This window comes from Nocardia sp. NPDC003482 (assembly GCF_053588115.1).
This window is the reverse complement of the sequence record NZ_JBSFPI010000002.1, coordinates 346,059-371,358: the sequence shown is the minus strand read 5'-3', so window position 1 is coordinate 371,358 and position 25,300 is coordinate 346,059. Positions and strand designations below refer to the sequence as shown.

Below are 25,300 nucleotides of genomic sequence, written 5' to 3'. Positions count from 1 at the left end.
GTCCAGACCTCGTGAGTGACACCATGCAATCTCCCGACGTCGAGGGGCCTGGACGCCCCGCGGCCGAACACGCAGCGTTCGCCAAGGCCGCGGGGGGACCGTACACCCTGATCGTGACGCTGTTCACGGCCACTTTGATGATCTCCAACATCTGCGCGACCAAGGGCGTGCAGTTCTTCCGCGGCGAACATCTGTCGCTGGGGCCGATCGACGTCCTGCCGATCACCACCGACGCCGCCTTCTTCCTGTTCCCCCTCGCCTACGTCATCGGCGACGTGCTGAGCGAGGTCTACGGCTTTCGTGCGGCTCGGCGCACGATCTACTACGGGTTCGGCATGCTGGCGCTGATGGTGGTCTGCTTCTGGATCGCGATCGGTTTGCCCGCGGCGGACTTCTACGGCAATCAGGACGCCTTCCGCACGGTCGTGGGCACCACGCCGCAGCTGGTCGCGGCCGGGCTCGCCGGGTACGTGGTCGGGCAGTTCCTCAACTCGATGACGCTGGTGCTGATCAAGGAGCGCACCAAGGAGAAGCATCTGTGGGCGCGGCTGCTCGGGTCGACCGTGGCCGGGGAGTTCGGGGACACGCTGATCTTCTGCTCGATCGCGGCCACGGCCATCGGGATCGATACGTGGGGGGCGTTCATCAACTATGTGATCGTCGGGTTCGTGTGGAAGACCTCGGTGGAGGTGTTCATCCTGCCGATCAGTTATCGGGTAATCGCGTACCTGAAGAAGCGCGAGAGTACTTACGCGCCTTTGGAAAAGCCTGCCCTGTATTCGTAACCCTGTGCCCCGGCGTCCCCTAACCCTGTGCCCCGGCGTGCTTTTCGCCGGGGCCCCGCCACTTCCCCAGGAACTCGGCCTTGAACTCGTCGAAGTAGCCGCCCTCGATCGACGCCCTGATGTCGTCGACCAGTCGGACCGTGAACCGTTCGTTGTGGATCGTGCACAGTGTCGAGGCGAGCATCTCCTTGGCCTTGAACAGGTGGTGGATGTAGGCGCGGGTGTAGTTCGCGCAGGTGTAGCAGTCGCAGTCCGGGTCCAGCGGGGTGAAGTCGCGGCGAAAACGGCTGGTGTTCACGTTGAATCGGCCCGTGGCCCGGTAGATGGCCGCGTTGCGGGCGACGCGGGACGGGTTGACGCAGTCGAATGTGTCCGCCCCGTTCTCGACGGCGACGAAGAGGTCCTCGGGCTCGCTGATGCCCAGCAGGTGGCGCGGCTTGTCCTCGGGGAGTTCGTCGCAGCACCAGCCCACGATCGTGCCGAGGTTGTGCTTCTCGAGCGCGCCGCCGATGCCGTAGCCGTCGAATCCGGTGCCGCCCGCGCCGCGCATGGCGTCGAGATCGCGGCATGCCTTGCGGCGCAGGTCCTCGTACTGCGCGCCCTGGATCACCGCGAACAGGGCCTGATAGGGGCGATGCGCGCGGGCGGCGGTGAGCCGTTCGTGTTCGTCGACGCAGCGCTGGGCCCATTCGTGCGTGCGGCGCAGCGAATTCTCTTGGTAGGCACGGGTGTTCATGAGGGTGGTGAGCTCGTCGAAGGCGAACATGACGTCCGCGCCCAGTTCGTGCTGGATGCCCATCGAGACCTCGGGGGTGAAGCGGTGCCGGGACCCGTCCAGATGCGACCGGAAGGTCACCCCGTCGTCGTCGACGACCGCCAGCCGTTCCTTGCCCTCGGCGATCACGTCGTCGCTGCGCACCCCCACGGCCTCCATGGCCAGCACCTTCTTGAACCCCACCCCCAGCGACATCACCTGGAAGCCGCCGCTGTCGGTGAACGTCGGCCCCGCCCAGTTCATGAACGCCCCCAGCCCCCCGGCCTCGTCCACGATATCCGCCCCCGGTTGCAGATACAGATGATAGGCATTGGCCAGCAACGCCTGCGCCCCAAGCTCTTTCATCGCCTCCGGCACCACCGCCTTGACCGTCGCCTTGGTCCCCACGGGAACGAACGCGGGCGTCCGAATCTCCCCGTGCGGCGTACGAATCACCCCCGAGCGACCGTGCCGCCCCGCGAGCCGAGTACTGACACTGAATCCAAACGACGACTGATCGGGCACCCCGCCATAGTGCCGCCCTGCCCCCGGCGCTGGCGCGCCGGGGGCAGGGACAAGAGGGGCGGGGAGCCAGGGACATGAGGGATGGCAGCCGGGGACATGAGGGGGCGGTAACCAGAGACATGAGGGGCGGCGCCGGAGACGTGAGGGCGGCCAGGAACCTGAGGAAACGGCAGCGAGGGAGATGAAGAAACGGTAGCGAGGGAGATTGAGGAGACGGCCAGCCAGAGGGGCTGAGGGGGCGGGAGTCAGGAACCCGAGAAGGCGGCAGCCAAGGGGACATGAGGGGCGGGGAGCCAGGAACCTGAGAAGGCGGGGCCGGGACACGAGGGGACGGGGCCGGGACGTAAGGGCCAAGGCCGAGGAGACGAGGGCCGAGACCGGGGACACAAGGGCCGGGGCCGGGGCCGGGGACACGAGAGCCGAGGCCGGGGACACGCGCTGGCGCCGGGAGACGAAGGCCGGAGCCGGGCATGTGGAGGGCGGGAGGGGTGTCAGGCGTCGACGGGGCTTTCGTCTACCAGGTCCTGGTCTACTGCGGCGCCTACGAATTGGGCGTTGTAGAGGCGGTGGTAGGGGCCGCGGTGGGTTAGGAGTTGGGTGTGGGTGCCGGTTTCCACTATGTGGCCGGAGTCCATGACGACTATGAGGTCGGCGTCGCGGATGGTGGAGAGGCGGTGGGCGATGACGAAGCTGGTGCGGTCGCGGCGGAGGGCGGCCATGGCCTGTTGGACGAGGAGTTCGGTGCGGGTGTCGACCGAGCTGGTGGCCTCGTCGAGGATGAGGATGGTGGGCTTGGCGAGGAAGGCGCGGGCGATGGTGATGAGCTGCTTCTCGCCCGCGCTGACGCCCGCGCCCTCCTCGTCGATGACGGTGTCGTAGCCGTGCGGGAGGGCGTGCACGAAGCGGTCGACGTAGGCGGCGCGGGCCGCGGCGACGATCTCCTCCTCGGTGGCGCTGGGGTTGCCGTAGGCGATGTTCTCCCGGATGGTCCCGCTGAACAGCCACGTGTCCTGGAGGACCATGCCGATGCGGGAGCGCAGCCGATCCCGGGTCATGCGGGTGATGTCCACGCCGTCGATGCTGATGGTCCCGGAGTCGAGCTCGTAGAACCGTTCCAGCAGATTCACCAGCGTGGTCTTGCCCGCGCCGGTGGGGCCGACGATCGCGACCACGTGCCCCGGCTCGGCGACCAGCGACAGATCCTCGATCACCGGCTTGTCGGGCTCGTAGCGGAACGACACCGCGTCGAATTCGACCCGGCCCCGATCCACCGGCCGCTGATCCTCCACCTCGGGATCGGGCACCTGCTCCTCGGCGTCGAGGATCTCGAAGATCCGCTCGGCCGAGGCCACCCCGGATTGCAGCAGGTTGATCATCGACCCGATCTGGGTGAGCGGCTGGGTGAACTGCCGCGAGTACTGGATGAACGCCTGCACCTCACCCAGCGACAGACTTCCCGACGCCACCCGCAACCCGCCGACGACGGCGATCAGCACGTAGTTCAGATTCCCCACGAACATGATCACCGGCATGATCAGTCCGGAGATGAACTGCGCCTTGAAACTCGACTCGTAGAGCCGCCCGTTGCGCCGATCGAACTCCTGGCCCACCTCCCGGTTGCGCCCGAACGCGGTGACCACCTCGTGCCCGGTGTACGCCTCCTCGACCTGCGCGTTCACCAGACCGGTGTAGCGCCACTGGTTCACGAAGTGCGGTTTGGAACGCTTGGCGATCTGCGCGGTCACGACGACCACCACCGGAACCGTCAGCAGCGCGATGATCGCCAACAGCCACGAGATCCAGAACATCATGGCGAGAATGCCGATCACGGTCAGCACCGAGACGACCAGCTGGCTCAGCGTCTGCTGCATGCTCTGCGCGACATTGTCGACGTCGTTGGTCACCCGCGACAGCACATCGCCGCGCGGGGTCGAGTCGAAGTAGCGCAGCGGCAGCCGATGGATCTTCTCCTCGATCTCGGCGCGCAGTCGCTTCATCGCCCGGTTGATCACCGAGATCAGCAGATACGCCTGCAACCACCCGAACAGCGCCGACGCCAGATACAGCACGAGCACCAGCACCAGCACCCGGCCCACGGCCGAGAAGTCCACGCCCACACCGGGAATCACGTGCATCCCGCCGAGCATGTCGGCCAGCCGGTCCTGTCCCTGCGCGCGCAGCGCGGCGATCGCCTGCTCCTTGGACAGCCCGGCGGGCAACTGCTTGCCGACCACGCCGTCGAAGATGATGTTGGTCGCCTTGCCCAGGATCTGCGGCCCGAGCACGGTCAGCACCACCGAGGTGGTGGCCAGCACGAAAATGGCCACCAGATAAGCCTTTTCGGGCGCGAGCCGGGCCAGCAGCCGCTTCAGCGACGGGCCGAACGACTTGGCCTTCGCGTCGGGCGCGCCCGGCGGCATCCCCGGCCTCATCGAGCCGCCTCCTCGGGACTGAACTGCGATTCCACGATCTCGCGATACTCCGCGCAGTCGCGCAGCAGCTGGTCGTGCGTGCCCAGGCCGACCATCTCCCCGTCCTCGAGCACCACGATCTGATCCGCCTCGCGGATGGTCGAAACCCGTTGCGCCACCGTGATCACCGCGGCCTGCTCGACCTCGGGTCGCAGCGCGTCGCGCACCCGCGCGTCGGTGGCCACGTCGAGCGCGGAGAAACAGTCGTCGAACAGGTAGATCTTGGGCTTGCGCACCAGCGCCCGCGCGATCGCGAGCCGCTGACGCTGCCCGCCCGACACCGTCGTACCCCCTTGCGCCACTTCGGTTTCCAGCCCCTTCGGCATATCGCGGACGAAATCGGCGGCCTGGGCGATCTCGAGGCAGCGCCACAGCTCCGCGTCGGTGGCGTCCGGATCGCCGTAGCGCAGATTGGAGGCCACCGTGCCGGAGAACAGGTACGCCTTCTGCGGCACCAGGCCGATCTGCGAGCGCAGCAGATCCAGATCGAGATGGCGGACGTCGGTGCCGCCGACGTACACCGCGCCGTCGGTGACGTCGATCAGCCGCGGGATCAGATTGATCAGCGTGGTCTTGCCCGATCCGGTCGAGCCGACGATCGCGGTGGTGGTGCCCGGTTCGGCGCGGAAGCGGATGCCGCGCAATACGGGTTTCTCCGCGCCCGGGAACTTGAACTCCGCGAAGGCGACGTCCACCGTGCCCGGATCGGCGGTGAACGACCGCGGCAACGGCGGTGGGCCGACCGAGGTCTCGGTGGCCAGCACCTCGCCGATCCGCTCGGCCGACACGGCCGCGCGCGGGGCGAGCATGGCCAGGAACGAGGCCATCATGACGGCCATGAGGATCTGCATGATGTAGGACAGCAGCGCGGTCAGCGAACCGATCTGCATCGCCCCGTCGTCGATGGCGTGCCCGCCGAACCAGATCACCGCGACCGTGGTCAGATTGCTGATCAGCATGACCGCCGGGAACATCAGCGCGGTCAGCCGCCCGACGTACAGCGACGCGTCGGTGAGTTCGGAGTTGGCGACGCCGAAGCGCCACGCCTCGAGCCGCTCCCGCACGAACGCCCGGACCACCCGGATGCCGGTGATCTGTTCGCGCAGCACCCGATTCACCGCATCGATGCGCTCCTGCACGCGCCGGAAGCCGGGCACCATGCGGGAGATGATCAACGCCATGGTCAGCGCCAGCAGCGGCACCGCGACCAGCAGGATCCACGACAGCCCGGCGTCCTGCCGGACCGCCATGACGATGCCGCCGACGCACATGATCGGGGCCATCACCAGAATGGTCACGCTCATCACCACGAGCAGCTGCACCTGCTGGACATCGTTGGTGTTGCGCGTGATCAGCGAGGGCGCGCCGAAGATGCCGACCTCGCGCGCGGAGAACGTGCCCACCCGGTGCAGCAGCGCCGCGCGCATGTCCCGGCCCGCGCCCATGGCCGCCAGCGCGCCGAAGTACACCGACACCGACGAGGCCAGGATCTGCACGCCCGAGACCAGCAGCATCCAGCCGCCGGTGGACCAGATGTAGCCGATATCGCCCTTGGTCACGCCGTTGTCGATGATGTCGGCGTTGAGACTGGGCAGATACAGCATCGCGATGACGGAGATGAGTTGCAGCACAACGACACCCAGCAACTGGGTGCGATAGGGGGCGAGGAAGCGCCGCAGCAGTCCGATCATCATATGCGTGCAGGCTACCGTCTCGATGTGACCGGCGTCGCCCTCATTTCCTCCGGGTCGTCGGGTGTCATGGTCCCTCCGGCAGGGGTCGCCGCGCCCACGCGCCCGGATCGCTGGTCAGCTCGGCGACGAAGTCCGGCAGTTTGTCCCAGGCGATGTCGGCGATCGACACCCGCTCGAGCACCGCGCGGATGTTGACCCGCAACGCGATCCACACCGGTTGCAGCGATTCGGCCGCGCCCGCGTAACGCACGTCCTCGGGCCGCTGCCCGCGCACCGAGGCGAGCGGACCCTCCACGGCCCGGATCACGTCGGCCACGCTGATGGCGGCGGCGGGCCGGGCCAGCCGGTAGCCCCCGTCGGGGCCGCGGCGGCTGGTGACCAGTCCGGCGCGGCGCAGTTCGGCGGCGGCGGACTCGAGGATCTTGGGCGGGATGGACTGGGCCGTGGCGATCGCGTCGGCCTTGACCGAATCCGGTTGCGCGCGAGCGATTTCCAGCAGGATCCGGACCGCGTAATCGACCCTAGCCGAGATGTGCACAGCCGCTCCCGACCGCGTTGCCGGCGCCCAGCACACCGAGCGCGGAATCCAGCAGCACGCGCTCGATCAGCTCGTCACCGGCGACGGGCACCAGATCCCTCGACCACAGCGCGGTGCCCAGCACCTCCAGCGCCGCGGCCGCCCGCAATTGCGCCTCCTCCGACGGATCGGGTCCGGCCAGCCAGCGGGCCAGTCGCCGATGCAGATCGATCATGTCCGGATAGCGGTTGCCGATCGCGTTGATGATCGCGACGGTGTCGCGCACGCACATCGCGCCCGCGGTCCGATGCCGCAACAGCGTGCGCAATTGCCGGCTGAGCACCGCGCGCACGGCATTCGGGGTGTGGTCGATCGGCTCGGCCTCGTCCACGACCTCCTTCAGCTCGTCGAAAACGGGCTCGATGATGGCGAGCAGCAGATCCAGTTTCGAGGCGTAGTGATAGTAGAGGGAGGCTTTTGTGATTCCCACCGCATCCGCGACCTCGCGCAGGCTCGTCTGTTCGAATCCCTTGCTCGAAAACAGCCGCACCGCAGCGTCTCTGATCGCGTCCTTGGTCCCTCCACCTGCGACAACGGCTCCGGAAGCACTTCGGACACTCATCGGCCGATCCTCTCATCACCCGGGTTCGGGGCGGGCGACGCCCCCGGAACCGAGGTTGTTCCTCCGCTTATCGCTCGGTAGTCTACCTACCGCACGGTAGGCAGAAAGCGTTTTGGAGACGGACCGCGTGCAGGGCGGCCGTGAAGTGCTGTCTCCGACGCTCGAATTCAGCGCATGTCCCAGCGATGGCTAGGAGATTTCTCGTGTCCGTATACCTCTACCGGTGGGGCAGATTCGCGTTCCGCCGGAAATGGATAGTGCTACCAGTCTGGCTGCTCGTCTTCCTGTTGCTGGGCGCGGTCGGCGTCGGCCTGAAGAAGCCGACGAGCGACAACTTCAATCTGCCGGACCTGCCGTCGCAACGCGCGACCGATATCCTCGACGCCCAATTCCCGGGCGCCTCGGCGGCTTTCAAGTTCGACGCCGTCACCGGCACCTACGTGATCGGCGCGCCCGCGGGCCAGAAGCTGACCGATCCGGCGAACAAGGCCGCGATCGAGGGCTTCGTGCAGAAGCTCAACGCCCTCGACATCGTCGATCACAGCAAGGGCCAGATCCTCAGCCCGGTCGCCGCGGCCGAGGCGATGGGCTGTCTCGGCGCCGATCGCACCGACCCGGGCTTTCCCGCCAAGTGCAGCCTCGCGCCGCTGAACGTGCTGGGCAAGGGCAGCGCCGAACCCGACACCGTGGCCTTCGTGCAGGTGCCGTTCACCATCGCCAAGTTCACCGACGTCACCGACGCGCAGCGCGACGAGGCGACCGCGGTCGCGAACAGCGCCCGCGACGCCGGGCTCACCGTCGAGATGAGCGGCACCATCGCGCAGAAGCAGATGCAGCCCAGCGGTAAGGCCGAGATGATCGGTTACGCGGTCGCGTTCATCGTGATGATGGTGGCCTTCGGCGCGATCATCGCGGCCTTCGTGCCGATCCTCACCGGCATCGTCGGCGTGGGCGCGGCCTCGGCGCTGATCATGATGGGCACCGCGGCGGTCGACATCCCGAGCTTCACCACGATCCTGGCGTCGATGATCGGCATCGCGCTGTCCATCGACTACGCGCTGTTCATCGTCTCGCGGTACAAACACGAACTGGCCGTTCAGGATTCGCCGGAGGAGGCGGCCGGTGTCGCGATCGGCACGGCGGGTTCGGCGGTGGTGTTCGCGGGCGCGACCGTGATCATCGCGCTGTGCGGGCTGGCCATCGTGAATGTCCGCTTCCTCACCTTCATGGGGCTGGGCGGCGCGATCGCGGCGGCGTTCGCCATCGTGGTGGCGCTGACGCTGCTGCCCGCGCTGATGGGCGCCTTCGGCAAATACCTGTTCAAGCCGAAGCTGCCGCTGGTCGCCAAGCACGATCCGGAGGATCCGAAGTCGGTCACCAACGGGATGCGCTTCGGCCGCCTCATAGGGCGCTATCCCGCGGTGACGCTGCTGCTGAGCATCGTGCTGCTCGGCGCGCTGGCCGCGCCCGCCGCGGGCCTGAGCCTGGGCCTGCCCGGGGAGGACAGCCAGCCCAAGACCTCGACCATCCGCAAGGCGTACGACCTGCGCACCGCCGGGTTCGGCGAGGGCAGCAACGGCGTCCTCACGGTGGTCGCGGATCTGTCGAATGTGCCCGCCGCCGAACGGCAGTCGGCCGTCGACGCGCTGCGCGAGAGGCTGGCCTCCTACGACGGCATGGACTACGTCACCGCCGCGAAGACCAACAAGATCGATCCGCAGACCAAGGCCAACGACTACGCCGCCAGTACGGGCGCGCAGCTCAACGCGGTCCCGAAGACCGGTCCGAACGAGGCCGCGACCCAGGATCTGGTGGAGAACGCGCGAAAGGCCGAGGGGGACTTCAAGTCTCGCTACGGCATGGAGTACGGCATCACCGGCACCACGGCCATCTACGCCGACGTGTCGCACGCGCTGCTCAGCAAGATCGTGCCGTACATGGCGATCGTCGCGGCGGCCGCGTTCGTGCTGCTGGTGCTCGTGTTCCGCTCGATCCTGGTGCCGCTCACGGCCGCGCTCGGCTTCCTGCTGTCGATGGCCGCGACGTTCGGCGCGACCGTGCTGATCTTCCAGGAGGGCAAGCTCGGCCTGATCAGCGATCCGCATCCGCTGGTGAGCTTCCTGCCGATCATCCTGATCGGCCTGGTGTTCGGGCTGGCGATGGACTACCAGGTGTTCCTGGTGACCCGCATGCGCGAGGAGTACAAGCACGGCCGCTCACCCAAGGACGCGGTGGTCAGCGGGTACCACCACGGCGCCCGCGTGGTCACCTCGGCCGCGATCATCATGATCTCGGTGTTCGGCGGGTTCATCCTGGAATCCGATGTGACCGCCAAGTCGATGGGCTTCGCCCTCGCCGCGGGCGTGCTGCTGGACGCCTTCGTCGTCCGCATGGTGCTGATCCCGTCCCTGCTGGTGCTGCTGGGCAAGTGGGCGTGGTGGATGCCGAAGTGGCTGGACCGGATCCTGCCCGATATCGACGTCGAGGGCAGCAAGCTGCGCGAGTTGCAGCAACACGCCCGCGACGCGGACTCCAAGCGGGAGCCGGTGTCGGTGGGCTGAGTTCGGGCGACGCGGGGGCCTGGGGAATGTGATCCCGGGCCCCCTTCCCCATCGGCCCTGCCACGCCTCCTCCACCTTCGGGCCCTGTCGCCCCCTCTTCCCTATCGGGCCCCTACCGCCCTCTCTTCCCCATCGGCCCTCCCGCCCTGCCTTCCCCTTGGCCCCTGCCACGCTCACTTCCCTATCGAGCGCTGCCACGCTCTCTCCCACCCTCAGGCCCTGCCACACTCTCTCCCACCCTCAGGCCCTGCCACGCTCTTCGGCAGGGCCCGATTTGCTTGATCTTGTAGCGAATTCCCAGCACACTCGAACGTGTTGTTCTCCGAGCACGACCCCGCGACCGCTAGGAGACGCTCGTGTCGGTGTATCTGTATCGGTGGGGAAAGTTCGCCTACCGCCGGAAATGGATCGTGCTGCCGGTCTGGATCCTGCTGTTCCTGATCCTGGCCACGCTCGGAAACCGGCTGCAGAAGCCGATGACCAACGACTTCACGATCCCGAACCTGCCGTCGGAGCGGGCCACCGAGATCCTGGACCGGCACTTCCCGGGCATGTCCCAGTCACTCGAATTCGGCGCGGTCACCGGCACATACGTGATCGCCGCCCCCGCCGGGCAGAAGCTCACCGATCCGGAGAACCACGCCGCGATCCAGGGGCTGGTCGGCAAGCTCGGCGGACTGGGGATCGTCGATCACGCCAAGCCGCTGGTCGACCCGGTGGCCGCGAGCGAACAGCTGGGCTGCCTCACCGGCGACCGGACCACCAGCGCCTTCGTCTCCAAATGCAGCAGCGCGCCGTTGAACGTGCTGAACAAGACCGATCCGGATTCGGTTGCGGTACTTAGTGTTCCGTTCACCATCGCCGAGATCACCGACGTCACCGACGCCGACCGCACCGCGGCCTACGACGTCGCCGACGACGCCCGCCGCGCCGGGCTCACCGTCGAGGTGAGCGGCACGATCGCGATGAAGCAGGACCAGCCCAGCGGTAAGGCCGAGCTGATCGGCATGGCGGTCGCGCTGGTGGTGATGATCGTGGCGTTCGGCGCGATCGTGGCGGCGTTCGTGCCCATCGTCACCGCGCTGGTCGGGCTCGGCGCGGCCACCTCGGTGATCTTCCTGGGCACCTCGTTCCTGTCGGTGCCGAGCTTCACGACGTTCCTGGCGTCCATGATCGGGATCGCGCTGTCGATCGACTACGCGCTGTTCATCGTGTCGCGGTACCGGCACGAACGGGCCGTGCTCGCCTCGGGCGAGGAGGCCGCGGGCACCGCGCTGGGGACGGCCGGTTCGGCGGTGGTGTTCGCGGGGGCGACGGTGATCATCGCGTTGGTCGGGCTGGCCATCGTGAACATTCGCTTCCTGACGTTCATGGGTCTGGGCGGCGCGGTGGCGGCCGCGTTCGCGGTGCTGACGGCGATCACCTTGATGCCCGCGCTGCTCGGGGCGTTCGGAAAGTGGCTGTTCACACCGAAATTGCCGGTGATCGCCCAGCACGATCCGGAGGACGATTCGGTCGTCACCAACGGTGTGCGGGTGGCGCGGGTGATCGGGCGCGCCCCGGCGGTGACGCTGGTGCTGAGCATCGTGGTGCTCGGATTGCTCGCCGCGCCCGCGCTGCATCTGCAACTGGGCCTGCCCGGGGAGGACAGTCAGCCGAAGTCGACGACTATCCGCAAGGCCTACGATCTACAGACCGCGGGCTTCGGGGAGGGGTTCAACGGCAAGTTGCAGGTGGTCGCCGAACTCGATCAGGTCCCGGCGGACCGGCGGCAGGCGGCGGTGAACGCCTTGCGGGACAAGCTCGTCGGCTACGACGGCATGGACTACGTGACCGAACCGCAGTTCAGCCAGGACGGCGAGGGCGCGCTGCTGACGGCCGTCCCCAAGACCGGGCCCAACGATCAGGCCACCAAGGATCTGGTGCGCCACGCGCGCGACGCCGAGGCCGGACTACGGTCGCAGTACGGGATGAGCTACGGGATCACGGGTCTCACGGCGATCTACGCGGATATCGACCACGCGTTGTTGAGCAAGATCGTGCCCTATCTGGCGATCGTGGCGGGCGCGGCGTTCCTGTTGCTGATCGCGGTGTTCCGCTCGGTGCTGGTGCCGTTGACCGCGGCGCTGGGGTTCCTGTTGTCGATGGCGGCGACGTTCGGGGCGACCGTGCTGATCTTCCAGGAGGGCGCGTTCGGGCTGATCTCGGAGCCGCGGCCGATCGTGAGCTTCCTGCCGATCATGTTGATCGGCTTGGTGTTCGGGCTCGCGATGGACTATCAGGTGTTCCTGGTGACGCGCATGCGGGAGGAGTTCGTGCACGGCAAGTCGCCGAAGGACGCGATGATCCGGGGGTATCACCACGGGGCGCGGGTGGTGACCTCGGCGGCGATCATCATGATCTCGGTGTTCGGGTCGTTCCTGCTGGAGTCCGACGTCACGGCCAAGTCGATGGGCTTCGCGCTGGCGGCGGGCGTGTTGTTCGACGCGTTCCTGGTGCGGATGGTGCTGATTCCGTCGCTGCTGGTGCTGATGGGACGGACGGCCTGGTGGATTCCCAAGTGGCTCAGCGCGATTGTGCCCGATATCGATGTGGAGGGGGCGCGGCTGCGGGAGTTGCGCGGGGAGGGAGAGCGGGAAACCGTCTCGGTGCGTTGAGGTTTCCCGCTCCGCGCTACAGCTTCGGTGCGACCTCGGCGGCCACCAGCTCCAGGTGGTCGAGGTCGGACAGGTCGAGGACCTGGAGGTAGAGGCGGGTGATGTCGGTCGCCTCCCGATAGCGGGAGATCTTGTCGACCACCTCGCCGGGCGTTCCCGCGAGGCCGTTGCGTTTCAGTTCCTCGACCTCGCGGCCGATGGCGGCGGCGCGGCGGGCGACCTCGGCGTCGTCGCGGCCCACGCACAGGACCTGGGCGGCGGAACGGATGATCTCGCCGGGGTCGCGATCGATCTCGCGGGCGGCCCGCGCCACGCGCTCGAATTGTGTTGCGGCGGTTGCGGAGTCGACGAACGGGAGGTTGAACTCCTGGGCGAAGCGGGCGGCCAGGGCCGGGGTGCGCTTCTTGCCGCCGCCGCCGATGATCACCGGCGGGCGCGGGCGCTGCGCGGGTTTGGGCAGCGCGGGGGAATCGATGAGGGTGTAGTGCTCGCCCCGGTAGGAGAAGGTCTCACCCTCCGGCGTCTCCCACAGGCCGGTGATGATCTCGAGCTGTTCGGCGTACCGGTCGAACCGCTCCCTCACCTCCGGCAGCGGGATGCCGTAGGCGCTGTGCTCGTCGGCGAACCAGCCCGCGCCGAAGCCGAAATCGATTCTGCCGCCGGACATCTGGTCCACCTGCGCCACCGAGATGGCGAGCACCGACGGATGCCGGAAGGTGGCGGCCGTGACCAGCGTGCCCAGGCGGATGCGGGAGGTCTCCCGGGCCAGGCCCGCCAGCGTGATCCAGGCGTCGGTCGGCCCCGGCAGGCCGGAGACGCCACCCATCTTCAGATAGTGGTCCGATCGGAAGAACGCGTCGAAACCCGCGTCCTCGGTGGCCTTGGCGACCCGGAGGAGGTCCTCGTAGCTCGCGCCCTGCTGGGGTTCGGTGAAGATCCGTAGTTCCACGCCCATCAACGTTAGTCGCGCAATAGTTCCATCCGGCGACGGACCGCGACCGAAACCCGCCAGTCCCGATCTCTCGAACTGATGTTCGAACTACGGTACTGTCGACCCCATGCCCCCCGATCGCCACATCCACCTAGCGCAATTGTGGCTCGAAGAGGTCCGCGACAACCTCGCCACCGCCGCAGCCACCAGCTCTCCCCTCGACGCCGAACAACTGAACATCCTGTCGGGCAAGGTCGCCCACGGCCTGTACGTCTTCTCGGAACTCACCGCCCACCGAGGCTCCGAGGTCGCCTGACCCCCCATTCGTCGAGCCCCGACCACCGACGACCGCCCCTGCCCAGCGTTCGAGTGGATCGGAGGCTCGATATGAGGACCGGCCCGCCCTCACCCCGTGGACAGTCCTGCCCCACTTTCCGAGCGGGGTGGGGGTGGGTGCCGGTCTTCGAGGTTGCTCACATAGATGCTGTCCCGCAACCGAATTCGAGTCGCAGGAGGTTGTCTTGAACGACGAGCCCGATGTGGTCGTCACACGCACCGTCCAGGACGGAGATCGTGAAGTGCGCATCGAGGTCACCGACCCCCGCCCGGACGCGGGAACCGGTGGCTGGCGGTGCGCCTACCGCATCGACGGCTTCGACACCCAGGTGGTGCGCGGACACGACGGGCTCGCCGCGGTCTACGCCGCATTGGTCGGTATCGGTGAGGACCTGGCGCGCGCCAACGCCCGAGGCGCGCACTACACCGTCTTCGGCCGCTCCGACCTCGGATTCCCCACGCGGCGCCCGGGCAGAGCGCCGGACGAGCGATGAACGCTCGCGAGTTCGGGCCACCACTGGGCACCAGGACCGTAACCACCCCCTCGGGTCCGGTCGACGTCACCCTCGGCCGCCCACGCGCCGACCCGGAACGGCCACCAATCCACCTGTGCCCCTATCGAATCGGTGATCGTGCCGACGCGTATGCCGAGGGGATCGATGACGTCCACGCGCTGATGTCGGCTATCCACAGCGTCAGCGCCATACTTGGCATTCCGCGAGACTGGCCGCAGGACCAGGGTGGCGCGGGGGCGTAGCTCGGCAGCGGGCCAAATGCATTACGGGCCAGTGCGGCCCTTGTCGCCCATCACCCCGGAGCCGTCACGACGGAACTTCACGGCTCGGGTGTGGCCGGGTCGTCGTGAACTCGGTGCGGAGCATCGGCTCACCTTTCCACTGGTCGGGCCGGCTACAGCTGCGGCATGTCCCTGGTGCCGTAGACGCCGAAGTCGTCCCCAGCGAGATACGCCTGATGCTGCGCGTCCGCCCGGGCAGCAATCTCGGCGTCGCGCGCCTGGCGCTCACGCCACCGCCACCGCAGCAGTAGGAACGAGCACCCTGTAATGATCGCCAGGGACACAATGATCCCACCAATCGGATTACCGGACGGCTCCGCAGGATCCGGGCTCACGCCATCCGCGATACCGCCGGTGAACGCGAGCACGCCGAACACCAGCCCACCCCACGCGCACCCTTTCGGATGAGCCTTGGCAAACTCGACGATCCGCTGCACCACCCGCGGCCGGGTATCCGGCGCCACAAGCCACACAATCACGAACACGGGCCACGCGAGCAGGAACAGCAACCCCCAGCCGATATACTTCACGCCCAGATGATCGCACCCGCCGCCGCGGTGTTACCGACGATTTGATCAATCGTTTGCGAACTACCACAGCCAATGATGCGACGAGGCCCAGCGCTTCCGAATTCAATACCGATCGCGAGCGGGTGGCCGATCCGGCGCGGGCGCGCCGAGGACAGTCAGACCCAACTTCCGCAATTCGGCGATCGCGACCTCTGGACGATCACGAACGGCGGCGGCCGTCTGCATCTTTCGCCACTCTTCCCGTCCTGCGGCCACTTCACTCTCCCAGTCGTCACGTCCCGCCAGACGACACTCACGAATCAAGAATTCGATGAAATCTTCGACGCACGGGCGAAAACGGTCGCCGCCGGTCGGGACATGGATTGATTGGACAGCTGCGGGGGCGGGATGGCCTGTCTGCGCCAAAAGATATGTGAACAGGCCGCTTTCGGCATGAACGTGCACATGCGAGCAAGGGACGCTGTGTGCGTCCCGAACGTACTCGATACGTAGAATCGGCTTCTTACCGCGTTCATCCAGTAACTGGAACGTCGACTTGTGCACCGCCAAGTGGCGCTGCGCACGATCGAGGGTCAACTCGAAGCGTAACCTCATCTGGCCTATCGCCGGGCCTCGGGCCACCGCATGAATACTTTGCTGGTAGCTGAAAGTATATCTGCCGCCATTGGGGGAGGCTTGGACTGTCAACTCATCGGAATTCGGCTGCCCTTCGAGACAGAGCAGAGCTCGCGTGGAAACATCGAGAGCAAACCCCTTGGCTCGTTCCTCCAGATCGATGACTCACGCATCCTCGAGCAGGAATTCGACCGAGCGGACTTCATCCCAGGCCGCCAACTCTTCAGGAGTAAGCGCATAATTATCCGCTATTTTAGCTAATTCGCTTCGGCTCATGCCGATGCGTTGCAGAATCTCTTCACGACGGCGACGAAGCTCGTCGCGCGTCGAGTACTCGATCTTGATGGTCATGTGTGTAGCGCCCTCCCCGCTGTCTCCTCGGCCATCTGCTCCCATTATGCACACCTCTCGCTCTCGACGTAGGCGGATGAGGCACTACAGGTCTATCAGCGAGCACCGACAAGGTCGCTGTCACCAGCAAATTCTTCTTCGTCCCCCTATACCTGCGCCGAACCTCGTCTTGATGCGCGTGTCGCTCGGGCACAACGGGATCGAAGGGGGCGAGTTCGAAAGACGGCAGGGCCCAATGCGTCACTTCCGCCTCGAACGAGTGCCGATCGCCGCCGTGACTCCGGCCGGTCGCCGAGGTCTCGGGCCCTGCGAAAAAGCTCCCCACCTGCATGTGCAGGTGGGGAGCTCCTGGCGGTGGCGGAGGGATTTGAACCCTCGGTGGGGGGTTACCCCACACACGCTTTCGAGGCGTGCTCCTTAGGCCGCTCGGACACGCCACCGCGGGTGACTTTACCGGAACTACCCGGGGAACTCGAAATCGAGGGGTCAGGGGCGGTGGGGGTGGAAGAAGGATTGGAGGGTGGCGGCGCAGGTGGGTTCCAGGATGCCGCCTCGGACTTGGGGGCGGTGGGTGAGGCGGCGGTCTCGGACTACGTCCCAGAGGGAGCCTACTGCGCCTGTTTTGGGTTCCCAGGCGCCGAAGATCAGGCGGTCGATGCGGGCGAGGACCAGGGCGCCCGCGCACATGGTGCAGGGCTCGAGGGTTACGGCGAGGGTGCAGCCTTCCAGGCGCCAGCCGTCGCCGTGGGCCGCGGCGGCGGCGCGCAGGGCGAGGATTTCGGCGTGGGCGGTGGGGTCGCCGGTGGCCTCGCGGGCGTTGGCGGCGCGGGCGAGTTCGCGGCCGGTGGCGTCGACGACCACGGCGCCCACGGGGACGTCGCGGGGGTCGGCGGTCGCGGCCGCGGACAGGGCGGCGCGGATCAGGTCCTCGTCGGAGAGCACCGGGTCAGCGCGGGAGTTTGTCCAGGACCGCGGCGAACTCGTTGGCGAAGCCGAGGCGCTGGGCGATCATGCCGAGCTGCTCGTCGGGGTACAGGTCGGTCTCGGTGAGGATGACGCTGAGCACCGGCTCGGGGAGGCCGAGGTCGGCGAGCACCGCGAGGTCGCCCTCCTCCCAGGGCTCGATGTCGTCGAGTTCGTCCGGGTCGATGTCGGGGATCTCGATGTTCAGCGCCTCGAGGACCTCGGCGGCGATGTCGTAGTCGATCGCCGCGGTCGCGTCGGAGAGCAGCAGCCTGCTACCGGTCGGGGCCGGGCGCAGGACGATGAAGAATTCGTCGTCGACATCCAGCAATCCGAACACCGCCCCGGTGCTGCGCAGCGCGCGCAGTTCGTCCTCGGCCGCCGACAGATTCGTCAGAGCGGCTGGGCTCAGTGGGCTGACGCGCCACTTGCTTTCCTCTCGGACGACCGCCACGGCGAACCCTTCCACGTCGTCGTATTCGTCCGACGCCGCCCTGTTGGTGCTCGAGCGCTGTGCCATGGCCGCAACGGTAGTCGGCTTCAGCGGAAATGTTGAAGTCGTATGCGAATCTGGTGCGGTGAAAAAGTCTGCGGTGTGCGTGCTGGGGACGGGCTTGATCGGCGGATCGGTGCTGCGGGCGGCCACCGCGGCAGGTTACGACGCGTGGGGGTACAACCGGTCGGAAACCGGTGTGAACGCCGCGCGCGCCGACGGTTTCGACGTCGACGGCGATATCGGGGCCGTGCTGCGGCGGGCGGCCGCGGCCGACGCACTGCTCGTGATCGGCGTGCCGATGCCCGCGCTGGCCGCGATCCTGACCGATATCAAGGAGTTCGCGCCCGAGTGCCCGCTGACCGATGTGATCAGCGTGAAGGCCCCGGTCGCCGCGACCGTGCGCGAACACGAGCTCGACGTCCGCTACGTGGGCGGGCATCCGATGGCGGGTACGGCCGAATCCGGTTGGGCCGCATCGTCTTCCGAGTTGTTCCGGAGCGCGGCCTGGGCGGTCGGCGTGGATCCGGGCACGCGCGCGGAGCCGTGGACGCGGGTGGTCCGGCTCGCCCTGGACTGCGGTTCGGTCGTCGTCCCGGTGACCGCCGACGATCACGACCGCGCGGTGGCCCGCGTCTCGCATCTGCCGCACGTCCTGGCCGAGGCGCTGTCGGTCGCGGGCGCGGGCGGCGGTGATCTGGCCCTCGGCTTGGCGGCGGGGTCCTTCCGGGACGGAACCCGGGTGGCCGCCACCGCTCCCGATCTGGTCCGTGCCATCTGCGAACCCAACGCGACCGCGCTGCTCGACGCCCTCGACGACGTCCTGCGCCTGCTCACCGACGCCCGGGACCGCCTCGCCGCGGACGGCACCCTCGGCGAACTGATCGACGCCGGGTACAGCGAACGCGATCGCTACGACACGCTCGACCGCTGGGACATCACGGATGTCCGCCCCGGCGACCAGGATTGGCTGGAGCGGCTGCGCGCGGCCGGGCAACGCGGCGGGGTCCTCCGCGAACTCGACTGAGCCGCGCGTCTCAGATCCGTTCGGCGAGGCCCGGATAGTCCAGCAGGAATCCGTCGGGATCCACGGTCACCGTCGCCGACGACACCGGGGACAGGACGTGAATGCCGTTGGCCCCGCTCGAGTACGTCAGGGTGGCCTCCTGGACCAGGAGGTCGGGCAGGCGGACGTAGACGACCGGGACGTGCACGTCCTCGGTGTCGTGCGCCAGCCCGTACCGGCGGATCGGCAGTGTGTTGAAGAACGGGCTCAGCACGACGTCGACGTCGAGCGCGCCGCCGAAGGTGGACCGCACGTGGGTGCCGCCGGCGTCGATGAGCCAGTAGTTCTCCTGATCGCGGGCGATCGAGGCGTGCCGCTCCCCCGCGGCGACCGTGCTGCGCACCGACAACCGTTTGGTCGTGCCGTTCTCGTCGGTGCTGAGATCGTAGGACGCGCTGAAGGCGGGATGGTCGGCGCACTCCCCGGCGATGATCCGGCCGGAGGCGCGAATCCGGTTGCCGCTCAGGATGACTCGCACCGACTCCATCCGCGAGCCGTTGTGCGCCCGCCAGGTGAGAATCGCCGGCCAGCGCGACCCGTCCGCCGCCGAGTCCGCGCCCGGATCGATCTCCTGGGGGGCCGTCGTATTGCCCTGGGCTGGATTGCTCACCCCTCTACGGTAAGCGACTCGCGGCGGTGGACCGAGCAACGCCTTGCTGGGGGGCGAATCCGTCACACGAACGACGCATGGCCGTGGACCGAACGGCGCCGTGCCGAGGCCGAATCCGACACAGGAACGACGCATGGCCGTGCACCGAACCGCGCCCCGCCGAGGCCGAATCCGACGCCAACGGCCCACGGCGATGGGCCATCAGACGAGCGATTCGCGCCAAGCGGTGTGCAGGGTGGCGAATCGGCCCGTGGCGGCGATGAGTTCCGCGGGGGTGCCGTCCTCCACGATGCGGCCGCCCTCGAGGACGAGCACGCGGTCGGCGATGGCGACCGTCGAGAGGCGGTGCGCGATGATGACCGCGGTGCGGTCGCGCAGGACCGTCTCCAGTGCGCGCTGCACCTGCCGTTCGCCGGGGATGTCCAGGCTCGAGGTCGCCTCGTCCAGCACGATCACCGCCGGATCGGCGAGGAAGACGCGGGCGAACGCGACCAGCTGGCGTTGCCCGGCCGACAGCCGGCCGCCGCGCTTGCGCACATCGGTGTCGAAACCCTCGGGCAGCGAGTCGACGAAGTCGTACAGGCCGACCGCGCGGGCGGCCGCCCACACCTGTTCGTCGGTCGCCTCGGGCCTGCCCAGCCGGATGTTGTCGGCCACCGAACCGGAGAACAGATACGCCTCCTGGGTCACCATCGCCACATTGCGGCGCAGGTCGGCGTCGGCGATGTCGCGCAGATCCATGCCGTCGAGCCGGACCGTGCCGCCGGTGGGGTCGTAGAACCGCGCGATCAGCTTGGCCAGCGTGGACTTGCCCGCGCCGGTCGCCCCGACCAGCGCGACCACCTGGCCCGCCGGGATGGTGAGCGAGAACGTCGGCAGGACGGTCTTCGCGGCCGTCTCGGCGTCGTTGTCGCCCTGGGTCTTTCGCGCCGGGTACTCGAAACGCACCGTCTCCAGGCGCAATTCGCCGCGCGCGCGATCCAGCGGCCGGGGCCGCTCCGGTTCGGCGACGGTCGGCCGCTCCTCGAGCACACCGGAGACGCGCTCGAGCGCCGCCGCGGCGGACTGGTAGGAGTTGAACACCTGCGCGAGTTCGTCCAGCGGTCCGTAGAACTGCCGCAGGTACAGCAGGAACGCCGCCAGCACGCCGATCTCGGTGTGGCCGTGGATGACTCGCCACGAGCCCACGATCAGGATGACCACGGTGGACACGTTGTTGATCAACCGCACCAGGCCGATGTAGTTGGCCATCCCGCGCAACGCGGACGTGTTCGCCGCCCGGTACTCGGCGTCCTCGTCGGCGAGGATGATCTCGTTGCGCTCCTCGCGCCGGAACGTCTGCACCGCGCGGATGCCGCCCATCGTCTCCACGAAGTGCACGACCACCTTGGCGATCGCACCGCGGGTGCGGCGGTATCCGGCGCGCTGCCGCCGCTGCGCCCAGCGCGTCACGTACACCAGCGGCACGAAGCCCGCGAGCACCACCAGCGCCAGCGGGATGTCGAGCCACAGCAGGATGACCGCGATGGTGCCCACCGACAGCACGGCGCTGAGCGCGTCGTTGAGGGCGCGTTCGAGCAGATCCTCGAGCGATTCCAGATCGCTGGTCAGCCGCGCGACGATCTTGCCGGAGGTGTAGTTCTCGTGGAAGGCGATCGACAGCCGTTGCACATGCGTGAACACCCGCAGCCGCAGATCGAACAGCACCTGCTGGCTGAGTCGGCCCGATATGCGCAGGAACAGGAAGGTGGTCACCCCGCCCAGCAGCGTGCAGCCGGTGGCGCCCGCGACCGCGACGGTCAGCGGCAGCCAGTCGCCCGCGAGCGCTCGACGCACACCGGTGTCCACGCCGTGCGCGACGAACAGCGGTGCGGAGACCATGGCGGCGTTGTCGATCACGATCAGCACCAGCGACCACAGCGCCGCCACCCGATACGGCCGCACCAGCGACCACAGCAGCCGTCGGGAGCGGGCCGCGAGGGCGAGGTTCACCGCGTCGGTGGCCTCGGACTCCTCGGCCGCGACGCCGCGCCACTCGTCGTCGTCAGCGTCGTCCGTCCGCGGCGAATTCGCTTGTTGCGCTTGCGTCATCGAGGTCACCTCCCATCAGTTCGCGGTAGCGGGAACAGGTTTCGAGCAGTCGTTCGTGCGGGCCGTCGGCGATGATGCGGCCCTCGTCGAGCACGGCCACCCGGTCGGCCCAGGCGGCGGTCGAGGGGCGGTGGGCCACCAGCAGCACCGTCGCCCCCGCGAGCGCGGCGTGCAGGCGGGCCTGGACCACCTCCTCGGTGCTGACGTCGAGCGCGGAGAGCGGATCGTCGAGGACGACGAGGTGCCCGCCCGCGTGCCGCTGCCGGTTCAGCACCGCGCGGGCCAGGGCCAGGCGTTGCCGCTGGCCGCCGGACAGGCTCAGGCCCTGTTCGCCGATGCGGGTGCGCAGGCCCCACGGCAGTTCGTCGACGAATTCGGTGGCGCAGGCGACGTCGAGGGCCGCGCGGATCTGCTCGACCGTGGCGTCGGGGTAGCCGAGGGTGATGTTCTCGCGCACGCTGGCCGAGAACAGCACCGGATCCTCGAAGGCCACCGACACCGCCGTGCGCAGTTCGGCGAGCGACACGTCGCGCACGTCCACGCCGTCGACGGTGACCGTGCCCGCGCTCACGTCGAACAGGCGCGGCACCAGGCCGAGCAGCGCGGATTTACCGCTGCCGGTGGCGCCGACGATCGCGACCGTCTCGCCGGGCCGGATCCGCAGCGAAACGTCGTGCAGCAGATCGCGTTCGGCGTCGGGGAAGCGGAAACGCACGTTGTCGAACCGCAATTCGCCGCGCAGCGGCCGGGGCAACGGCACCGGGGTCTCCGGATCGGTGATGGTGACCGGGGTGTCGAGGATCTCCCAGTAGCGTTCGGCGGCGGTGCGGGCGTGGTTCAGTTCGGCCAGCAGGAAGCCCAGGCCCATGATCGGCCATTGCAGGAAGGTGGCCAGCGTGATGCCCGCGACGAGCGTGCCCAGCGTCATCGCCTGATGCACCAGCAGATAGCCGCCGATCGCCAGCGCGGCCGCGATGCCCAGGCCGGACAGCACGTTCAGCGCGGTCCACAGCCGCGCGGCGAGCCGGACCTTGTCCATCTCGAGGCGGCGCAACTCCAGCGCCTCGCGCCGGAACCGCCGCCCGAACCACAGACCCCGGCCGAACGCCTTGAGCACCCGGATGCCCTGCGCCGACTCCTCCACGGTCGTCGCGAGATCGCCCGACTGGTCCTGGGCCCGCCGCGAGGCGCGGCCGTACTCCTGCTCGAACCGCAGCGACAGCAGCACCAGCGGCACGCCGATGGCGGCCTGCACCAGACCGATCTGCCAGCTGTAGGCGAACAGCACCCCGAGCCCGATGCCGAGCCCCATGATCAACGACAGCAGCGACGGGGCCACGAACGCGAAATACCTTCGCAGCGTGGACATGTCGGTGATGGCGCGCGAGGTGAGCTGTCCGGACTCCATCCCGTCGTGCGCGCCCACGGACAGGATCTGCAACCGCCGGAACAGCGACGCGCGCAACGAGACCTCGAGCAGCGCGGCCGGGCGGGCGATGATCCAGCGCCGGGTCCACGCCGTCCAGGTGGTGAGGACGCTCAGCGCGATCAACCAGCCGATCGGCGCCCAGATGCCGTCGAAATCGCGGTGGGCCACCGGTCCGTCGACGATGTGCCCGGTGATCACGGGCAACAGGATGTCACCGAGCATCCCGAGCGTGGACAGCACCGCGCTGATGGCCAAAGGCCAACGGTACCAACGGATATCGGGCCACATCCGCCGCAGCGGACCCGTCGGCGCGGGATCGATCGGCGCGCCGGGCCGGGTACAGTCGGCCTCCGAATCGGATGCGGCGCCCGCCAGGGCGACAGACATGAGTGTTCCCCCTCGGTTGTTCGCGGAATGAGTCCAGGCTGCCAGCTGTCCCGGTTTCCGCCAACCGATTTTCCGGCTCGCCGGTGATCCTCGCGGCAGTACACTGCCCGGATGCTGATCGTCGCCGGGCATCTTCGCGTCCTCGACCGGGAGCGGTATCTCGAGATGTGCCACGAGGTGGTGGCCGCCGCGCGGGCCGCGGACGGCTGCCTGGATTACGCGCTCGGCGCGGATCTGCTCGAGGCGGATCGGGTGAACGTCTACGAGCGCTGGACCGGCCGCGCCGCGCTGGACGCCTTCCGGGAGGGACCGGGTGAGTTCTTCATCGCCCGGATCGTCTCGGCGGACGTGCGCGAATTCGACTGCCCGGACTGAGGTTCGGAGTCAGAGCCAGGCGGGCAGCCGCGGCAGGTCGCCGGTCAGGTCGCCCCCGTGGGAGCGGCCGATCAGCCAGGCCAGCACGCTCGCGGCCGGACCGCTGATCTCGGTCGCCGGGGCCGTGCCGACGGTCGCGGTGAAACCGGTGTCGGTGGTCCGGACCGTGAAACTCGCCGGGGCGGGATGGGCCGGATCCGAGGTCATAGGTTTGGCGTCGGCGGGGCGGGTGTTCTCGGTCGCGCGATCGAGGCCCGCGGTGACCTCGGTGAGCATGCGGGCGACGAAGGGGGCGGGCCAGTCCGCCGGGCCGTAACCGATGGCGAGGTCGACGTGGTGAATCTCGATCTCGCGCAGGCGAAGCCACGGGATCGTCGCGGCGGGCAACTGTTTGCCGGTGCGGGCGCGCACGAGTGCCGACCAGCGGTCGGCGGGCATGGCGCGGGCCAGGGCGAGCCAGCGGTCGGCGGTGACGCGCAGGTCGTCGAGCTGTTCGGCGAGCGGGCGGGGTGCGCCCGCCTCGATATCGGAGTCGCGCAGGAATTGGCTCGCGTACTGCGGGGTTTCGATGCCGGTGCGGGCCCACAGCAGCAGGTTCAGCAGGCCGTCGGCGTTGCGGGACAGATGGGCGAGCACATGGCCGCGGGTCCAGCCGGGCAGCAGGGAGGGTTCGGGCACGTCGGCGTCGGTGAGCGCGGCCACCGCGTCGGTCAGGCGTTGCGTCGCCGCCGCGACGGTATCGAGCAGGTCGTCCGGCGTGTCGCTGGTCACGGATGTCGAGATTACCCACGGGCACGGCGGCGGTCGCCACGGACTCTCAGGTTTTTCCGATCTTCACCACGGACCCCTGCCAGCCGCGGCGCCCATCGTGGGGATATGAGCACGGTTATCGAAGTTGTCGTCCTGTCCCTGGTGCTGGCGGTGTTCGCCGCCATGGCCGCCTCCGAGGCGCTCGCGTCCGCCGCGCCGAAGTCGTTGGTGGCGGTGCGGATTCGGCGTCGTTGAGCGCGCGGTCGGCGACCCAGATCTGCACGGCCAGCGCGATCAGCCACAGCGACATCGCGCCGACCTGGATGCGCTGGGCGACGCCGAGCGCGTAGTTGCCGGGCAGGTTGTCGGCGATGAGCAGCCACGCGGTGACCGCCGAACCCAGCAGGAGAATCCACAAACCCGAATGCCGCAGGATCGGCCAGCGCCGGTAGCGGAACGCCGCCACGCTGAATCCGATCATCGCGACGAAGATCGACGTCACGGCCAACGTACTGGTCAGGGCGTGGACCTGATGCAGCTGCGGGAACAGCCCGCTGTCCCCGCCGCAGTTCGAGCACGGCCGCAGCGGCCACTGCGCGTCGGCGATCGTCGCGGCCCCGAAGCAGCCCAGCGCCACCCAGCCCACGGTGGACAGCGGACGCCGGGAGAACGCGAACAGCCCCCCGATCGCGGCGAGCAGCGCCAGCGTCCCGCTGACCGTGTCGGCGACGGAGAACACCCAGCGATACGGGCGGCCCTCGGCGTCGAGTTCGCTCAGGAACGACGTGACCGGATCCAACCCCAGCGGCAACACGAACTCCAGCACCCAGGACGAGTAGCAGATGCCGGCCAGGGCGATCGCGGCCGCGATGCACCAGCGCAGGACCCGCGGGCGGTCGCGATCCGGCAGCGGACGCTGCAGGACCGCCACACTCGCGCCGTGGTACTCGCTCGACGTCATTGCCCTCGTCCCTGAGGCGTCGCGGCGACC

At 68.4% G+C, this 25,300-nt stretch carries 24 protein-coding genes and 1 tRNA gene; 8 read left to right on the top strand and 17 right to left on the bottom strand.

The window, feature by feature from the left end; translation table 11 throughout:
- Window positions 1–23: 23 nt before the first annotated feature.
- Window positions 24–785 (top strand): queuosine precursor transporter, encoded by a 762-nt coding sequence (locus ACWDSJ_RS04865; RefSeq protein WP_450029445.1) that lies wholly within the window; start codon window positions 24–26, stop codon window positions 783–785.
- 19 nt (window positions 786–804) lie between these two features.
- On the opposite strand, the gene tgt is transcribed toward ACWDSJ_RS04865, so the two are convergent.
- The 5 genes from tgt to ACWDSJ_RS04840 all read right to left on the bottom strand — a co-directional run bounded on the left by tgt (window position 805) and on the right by ACWDSJ_RS04840 (window position 7,368).
- Window positions 805–2,064 carry a tRNA guanosine(34) transglycosylase Tgt gene (tgt, locus tag ACWDSJ_RS04860; RefSeq protein WP_450029255.1) on the bottom strand — a complete coding sequence of 420 codons (1,260 nt, stop codon included), beginning with the start codon at window positions 2,062–2,064 and terminating at the stop codon, window positions 805–807.
- A 491-nt stretch (window positions 2,065–2,555) separates the two neighbouring features.
- Complete coding sequence (locus ACWDSJ_RS04855; protein ID WP_450029254.1) at window positions 2,556–4,496, bottom strand: ABC transporter ATP-binding protein; 1,941 nt, start codon at window positions 4,494–4,496, stop codon at window positions 2,556–2,558.
- Window positions 4,493–6,229, bottom strand: coding sequence for an ABC transporter ATP-binding protein (locus ACWDSJ_RS04850; protein WP_387358825.1), 1,737 nt, complete (start codon window positions 6,227–6,229; stop codon window positions 4,493–4,495). The genes ACWDSJ_RS04855 and ACWDSJ_RS04850 overlap by 4 nt, the downstream gene beginning before the upstream one ends.
- A 64-nt stretch (window positions 6,230–6,293) precedes the next feature.
- Window positions 6,294–6,767 carry an RrF2 family transcriptional regulator gene (locus ACWDSJ_RS04845; RefSeq protein WP_387358823.1) on the bottom strand — a complete coding sequence of 158 codons (474 nt, stop codon included), beginning with the start codon at window positions 6,765–6,767 and terminating at the stop codon, window positions 6,294–6,296.
- The gene (locus ACWDSJ_RS04840; protein ID WP_450029253.1) at window positions 6,751–7,368 is read right to left on the bottom strand and encodes a TetR/AcrR family transcriptional regulator; all 618 of its coding nucleotides are present in this window, start codon (window positions 7,366–7,368) and stop codon (window positions 6,751–6,753) included. The genes ACWDSJ_RS04845 and ACWDSJ_RS04840 overlap by 17 nt, the downstream gene beginning before the upstream one ends.
- A gap of 203 nt (window positions 7,369–7,571) precedes the next feature.
- Here ACWDSJ_RS04840 and ACWDSJ_RS04835 point away from each other — a divergent pair, with 203 nt between their 5' ends.
- Both ACWDSJ_RS04835 and ACWDSJ_RS04830 read left to right on the top strand, forming a co-directional pair.
- Window positions 7,572–9,929: an MMPL family transporter gene (locus ACWDSJ_RS04835; protein WP_387358819.1), complete on the top strand. Its 2,358-nt coding sequence runs from the start codon at window positions 7,572–7,574 to the stop codon at window positions 9,927–9,929.
- Between the two features lie 356 nt (window positions 9,930–10,285).
- Complete coding sequence (locus ACWDSJ_RS04830; protein ID WP_450029252.1) at window positions 10,286–12,586, top strand: MMPL family transporter; 2,301 nt, start codon at window positions 10,286–10,288, stop codon at window positions 12,584–12,586.
- A 16-nt stretch (window positions 12,587–12,602) separates the two neighbouring features.
- Here ACWDSJ_RS04830 and ACWDSJ_RS04825 read toward each other — a convergent pair whose 3' ends face one another.
- On the bottom strand, window positions 12,603–13,535 hold the full coding sequence (locus tag ACWDSJ_RS04825; protein WP_450029251.1) for an LLM class F420-dependent oxidoreductase: 933 nt from the start codon (window positions 13,533–13,535) through the stop codon (window positions 12,603–12,605).
- Between the two features lie 109 nt (window positions 13,536–13,644).
- On the opposite strand from ACWDSJ_RS04825, the gene ACWDSJ_RS04820 reads away from it, so the two are divergent.
- The 3 genes from ACWDSJ_RS04820 to ACWDSJ_RS04810 all read left to right on the top strand — a co-directional run bounded on the left by ACWDSJ_RS04820 (window position 13,645) and on the right by ACWDSJ_RS04810 (window position 14,610).
- Window positions 13,645–13,833 carry a DUF6374 family protein gene (locus ACWDSJ_RS04820; RefSeq protein ID WP_387358813.1) on the top strand — a complete coding sequence of 63 codons (189 nt, stop codon included), beginning with the start codon at window positions 13,645–13,647 and terminating at the stop codon, window positions 13,831–13,833.
- 205 nt (window positions 13,834–14,038) lie between these two features.
- Complete coding sequence (locus ACWDSJ_RS04815) at window positions 14,039–14,347, top strand: DUF6968 family protein (RefSeq protein WP_450029250.1); 309 nt, start codon at window positions 14,039–14,041, stop codon at window positions 14,345–14,347.
- Entirely contained in the window at window positions 14,344–14,610 is a 267-nt protein-coding gene (locus ACWDSJ_RS04810) for a DUF6968 family protein (RefSeq protein ID WP_450029249.1), read from the top strand. The genes ACWDSJ_RS04815 and ACWDSJ_RS04810 overlap by 4 nt, the downstream gene beginning before the upstream one ends.
- A gap of 152 nt (window positions 14,611–14,762) precedes the next feature.
- On the opposite strand, the gene ACWDSJ_RS04805 is transcribed toward ACWDSJ_RS04810, so the two are convergent.
- The 6 genes from ACWDSJ_RS04805 to ACWDSJ_RS04780 all read right to left on the bottom strand — a co-directional run bounded on the left by ACWDSJ_RS04805 (window position 14,763) and on the right by ACWDSJ_RS04780 (window position 17,628).
- Complete coding sequence (locus ACWDSJ_RS04805) at window positions 14,763–15,179, bottom strand: hypothetical protein (protein ID WP_450029248.1); 417 nt, start codon at window positions 15,177–15,179, stop codon at window positions 14,763–14,765.
- Between the two features lie 102 nt (window positions 15,180–15,281).
- Window positions 15,282–15,755 carry a hypothetical protein gene (locus ACWDSJ_RS04800; protein ID WP_450029247.1) on the bottom strand — a complete coding sequence of 158 codons (474 nt, stop codon included), beginning with the start codon at window positions 15,753–15,755 and terminating at the stop codon, window positions 15,282–15,284.
- A 204-nt stretch (window positions 15,756–15,959) separates the two neighbouring features.
- Window positions 15,960–16,145, bottom strand: a complete 186-nt coding sequence (locus ACWDSJ_RS04795) for a hypothetical protein (RefSeq protein ID WP_450029246.1) — start codon at window positions 16,143–16,145, stop codon at window positions 15,960–15,962.
- Between the two features lie 349 nt (window positions 16,146–16,494).
- Window positions 16,495–16,585 (bottom strand) — tRNA-Ser (locus ACWDSJ_RS04790).
- 46 nt (window positions 16,586–16,631) lie between these two features.
- Window positions 16,632–17,087, bottom strand: a complete 456-nt coding sequence (locus ACWDSJ_RS04785; RefSeq protein ID WP_450029245.1) for a nucleoside deaminase — start codon at window positions 17,085–17,087, stop codon at window positions 16,632–16,634.
- A 4-nt stretch (window positions 17,088–17,091) separates the two neighbouring features.
- A complete protein-coding gene (locus tag ACWDSJ_RS04780) occupies window positions 17,092–17,628 on the bottom strand; it encodes a tRNA adenosine deaminase-associated protein (RefSeq protein ID WP_387358805.1) in 537 nt (178 codons plus the stop codon).
- A gap of 58 nt (window positions 17,629–17,686) precedes the next feature.
- Here ACWDSJ_RS04780 and ACWDSJ_RS04775 point away from each other — a divergent pair, with 58 nt between their 5' ends.
- Window positions 17,687–18,628: a prephenate dehydrogenase gene (locus ACWDSJ_RS04775; RefSeq protein ID WP_450029244.1), complete on the top strand. Its 942-nt coding sequence runs from the start codon at window positions 17,687–17,689 to the stop codon at window positions 18,626–18,628.
- Between the two features lie 10 nt (window positions 18,629–18,638).
- Here the strand turns inward: ACWDSJ_RS04775 and ACWDSJ_RS04770 are convergent, their stop codons facing one another.
- From ACWDSJ_RS04770 to ACWDSJ_RS04760, 3 genes are all read right to left on the bottom strand, one after another.
- Window positions 18,639–19,235 (bottom strand): putative glycolipid-binding domain-containing protein, encoded by a 597-nt coding sequence (locus ACWDSJ_RS04770; RefSeq protein ID WP_387359203.1) that lies wholly within the window; start codon window positions 19,233–19,235, stop codon window positions 18,639–18,641.
- 243 nt (window positions 19,236–19,478) lie between these two features.
- The gene (locus ACWDSJ_RS04765; protein WP_450029243.1) at window positions 19,479–21,368 is read right to left on the bottom strand and encodes an ABC transporter ATP-binding protein; all 1,890 of its coding nucleotides are present in this window, start codon (window positions 21,366–21,368) and stop codon (window positions 19,479–19,481) included.
- Window positions 21,322–23,184, bottom strand: a complete 1,863-nt coding sequence (locus ACWDSJ_RS04760) for an ABC transporter ATP-binding protein (RefSeq protein ID WP_387358799.1) — start codon at window positions 23,182–23,184, stop codon at window positions 21,322–21,324. Before ACWDSJ_RS04760 ends, ACWDSJ_RS04765 begins: the two co-directional genes overlap by 47 nt.
- 111 nt (window positions 23,185–23,295) lie before the next feature.
- Between ACWDSJ_RS04760 and ACWDSJ_RS04755 the strand changes: the two genes are divergently transcribed.
- Entirely contained in the window at window positions 23,296–23,559 is a 264-nt protein-coding gene (locus ACWDSJ_RS04755) for a putative quinol monooxygenase (protein ID WP_450029242.1), read from the top strand.
- Between the two features lie 9 nt (window positions 23,560–23,568).
- Here the strand turns inward: ACWDSJ_RS04755 and ACWDSJ_RS04750 are convergent, their stop codons facing one another.
- Together ACWDSJ_RS04750 and ACWDSJ_RS04745 are read right to left on the bottom strand one after the other, a co-directional pair.
- Complete coding sequence (locus ACWDSJ_RS04750) at window positions 23,569–24,330, bottom strand: maleylpyruvate isomerase family mycothiol-dependent enzyme (RefSeq protein WP_450029241.1); 762 nt, start codon at window positions 24,328–24,330, stop codon at window positions 23,569–23,571.
- Between the two features lie 115 nt (window positions 24,331–24,445).
- Window positions 24,446–25,270, bottom strand: a complete 825-nt coding sequence (locus ACWDSJ_RS04745) for a DUF998 domain-containing protein (RefSeq protein ID WP_450029240.1) — start codon at window positions 25,268–25,270, stop codon at window positions 24,446–24,448.
- Between the last annotated feature and the right edge of the window lie 30 nt (window positions 25,271–25,300).

What these genes read in the sequence shown, in the direction of transcription:
- ACWDSJ_RS04865 (WP_450029445.1), top strand. Translation starts at nt 24, where the DNA reads ATGCAATCTCCCGACGTCGAGGGGCCTGGACGCCCCGCGGCCGAACAC.
- ACWDSJ_RS04855 (WP_450029254.1), bottom strand. Translation starts at nt 4,496, where the DNA reads ATGAGGCCGGGGATGCCGCCGGGCGCGCCCGACGCGAAGGCCAAGTCG.
- ACWDSJ_RS04850 (WP_387358825.1), bottom strand. Translation starts at nt 6,229, where the DNA reads ATGATGATCGGACTGCTGCGGCGCTTCCTCGCCCCCTATCGCACCCAG.
- ACWDSJ_RS04840 (WP_450029253.1), bottom strand. Translation starts at nt 7,368, where the DNA reads ATGAGTGTCCGAAGTGCTTCCGGAGCCGTTGTCGCAGGTGGAGGGACC.
- ACWDSJ_RS04820 (WP_387358813.1), top strand. Translation starts at nt 13,645, where the DNA reads ATGCCCCCCGATCGCCACATCCACCTAGCGCAATTGTGGCTCGAAGAG.
- ACWDSJ_RS04810 (WP_450029249.1), top strand. Translation starts at nt 14,344, where the DNA reads ATGAACGCTCGCGAGTTCGGGCCACCACTGGGCACCAGGACCGTAACC.
- ACWDSJ_RS04795 (WP_450029246.1), bottom strand. Translation starts at nt 16,145, where the DNA reads ATGACCATCAAGATCGAGTACTCGACGCGCGACGAGCTTCGTCGCCGT.
- ACWDSJ_RS04780 (WP_387358805.1), bottom strand. Translation starts at nt 17,628, where the DNA reads ATGGCACAGCGCTCGAGCACCAACAGGGCGGCGTCGGACGAATACGAC.
- ACWDSJ_RS04765 (WP_450029243.1), bottom strand. Translation starts at nt 21,368, where the DNA reads ATGACGCAAGCGCAACAAGCGAATTCGCCGCGGACGGACGACGCTGAC.
- ACWDSJ_RS04760 (WP_387358799.1), bottom strand. Translation starts at nt 23,184, where the DNA reads ATGTCTGTCGCCCTGGCGGGCGCCGCATCCGATTCGGAGGCCGACTGT.
- ACWDSJ_RS04755 (WP_450029242.1), top strand. Translation starts at nt 23,296, where the DNA reads ATGCTGATCGTCGCCGGGCATCTTCGCGTCCTCGACCGGGAGCGGTAT.
- ACWDSJ_RS04745 (WP_450029240.1), bottom strand. Translation starts at nt 25,270, where the DNA reads ATGACGTCGAGCGAGTACCACGGCGCGAGTGTGGCGGTCCTGCAGCGT.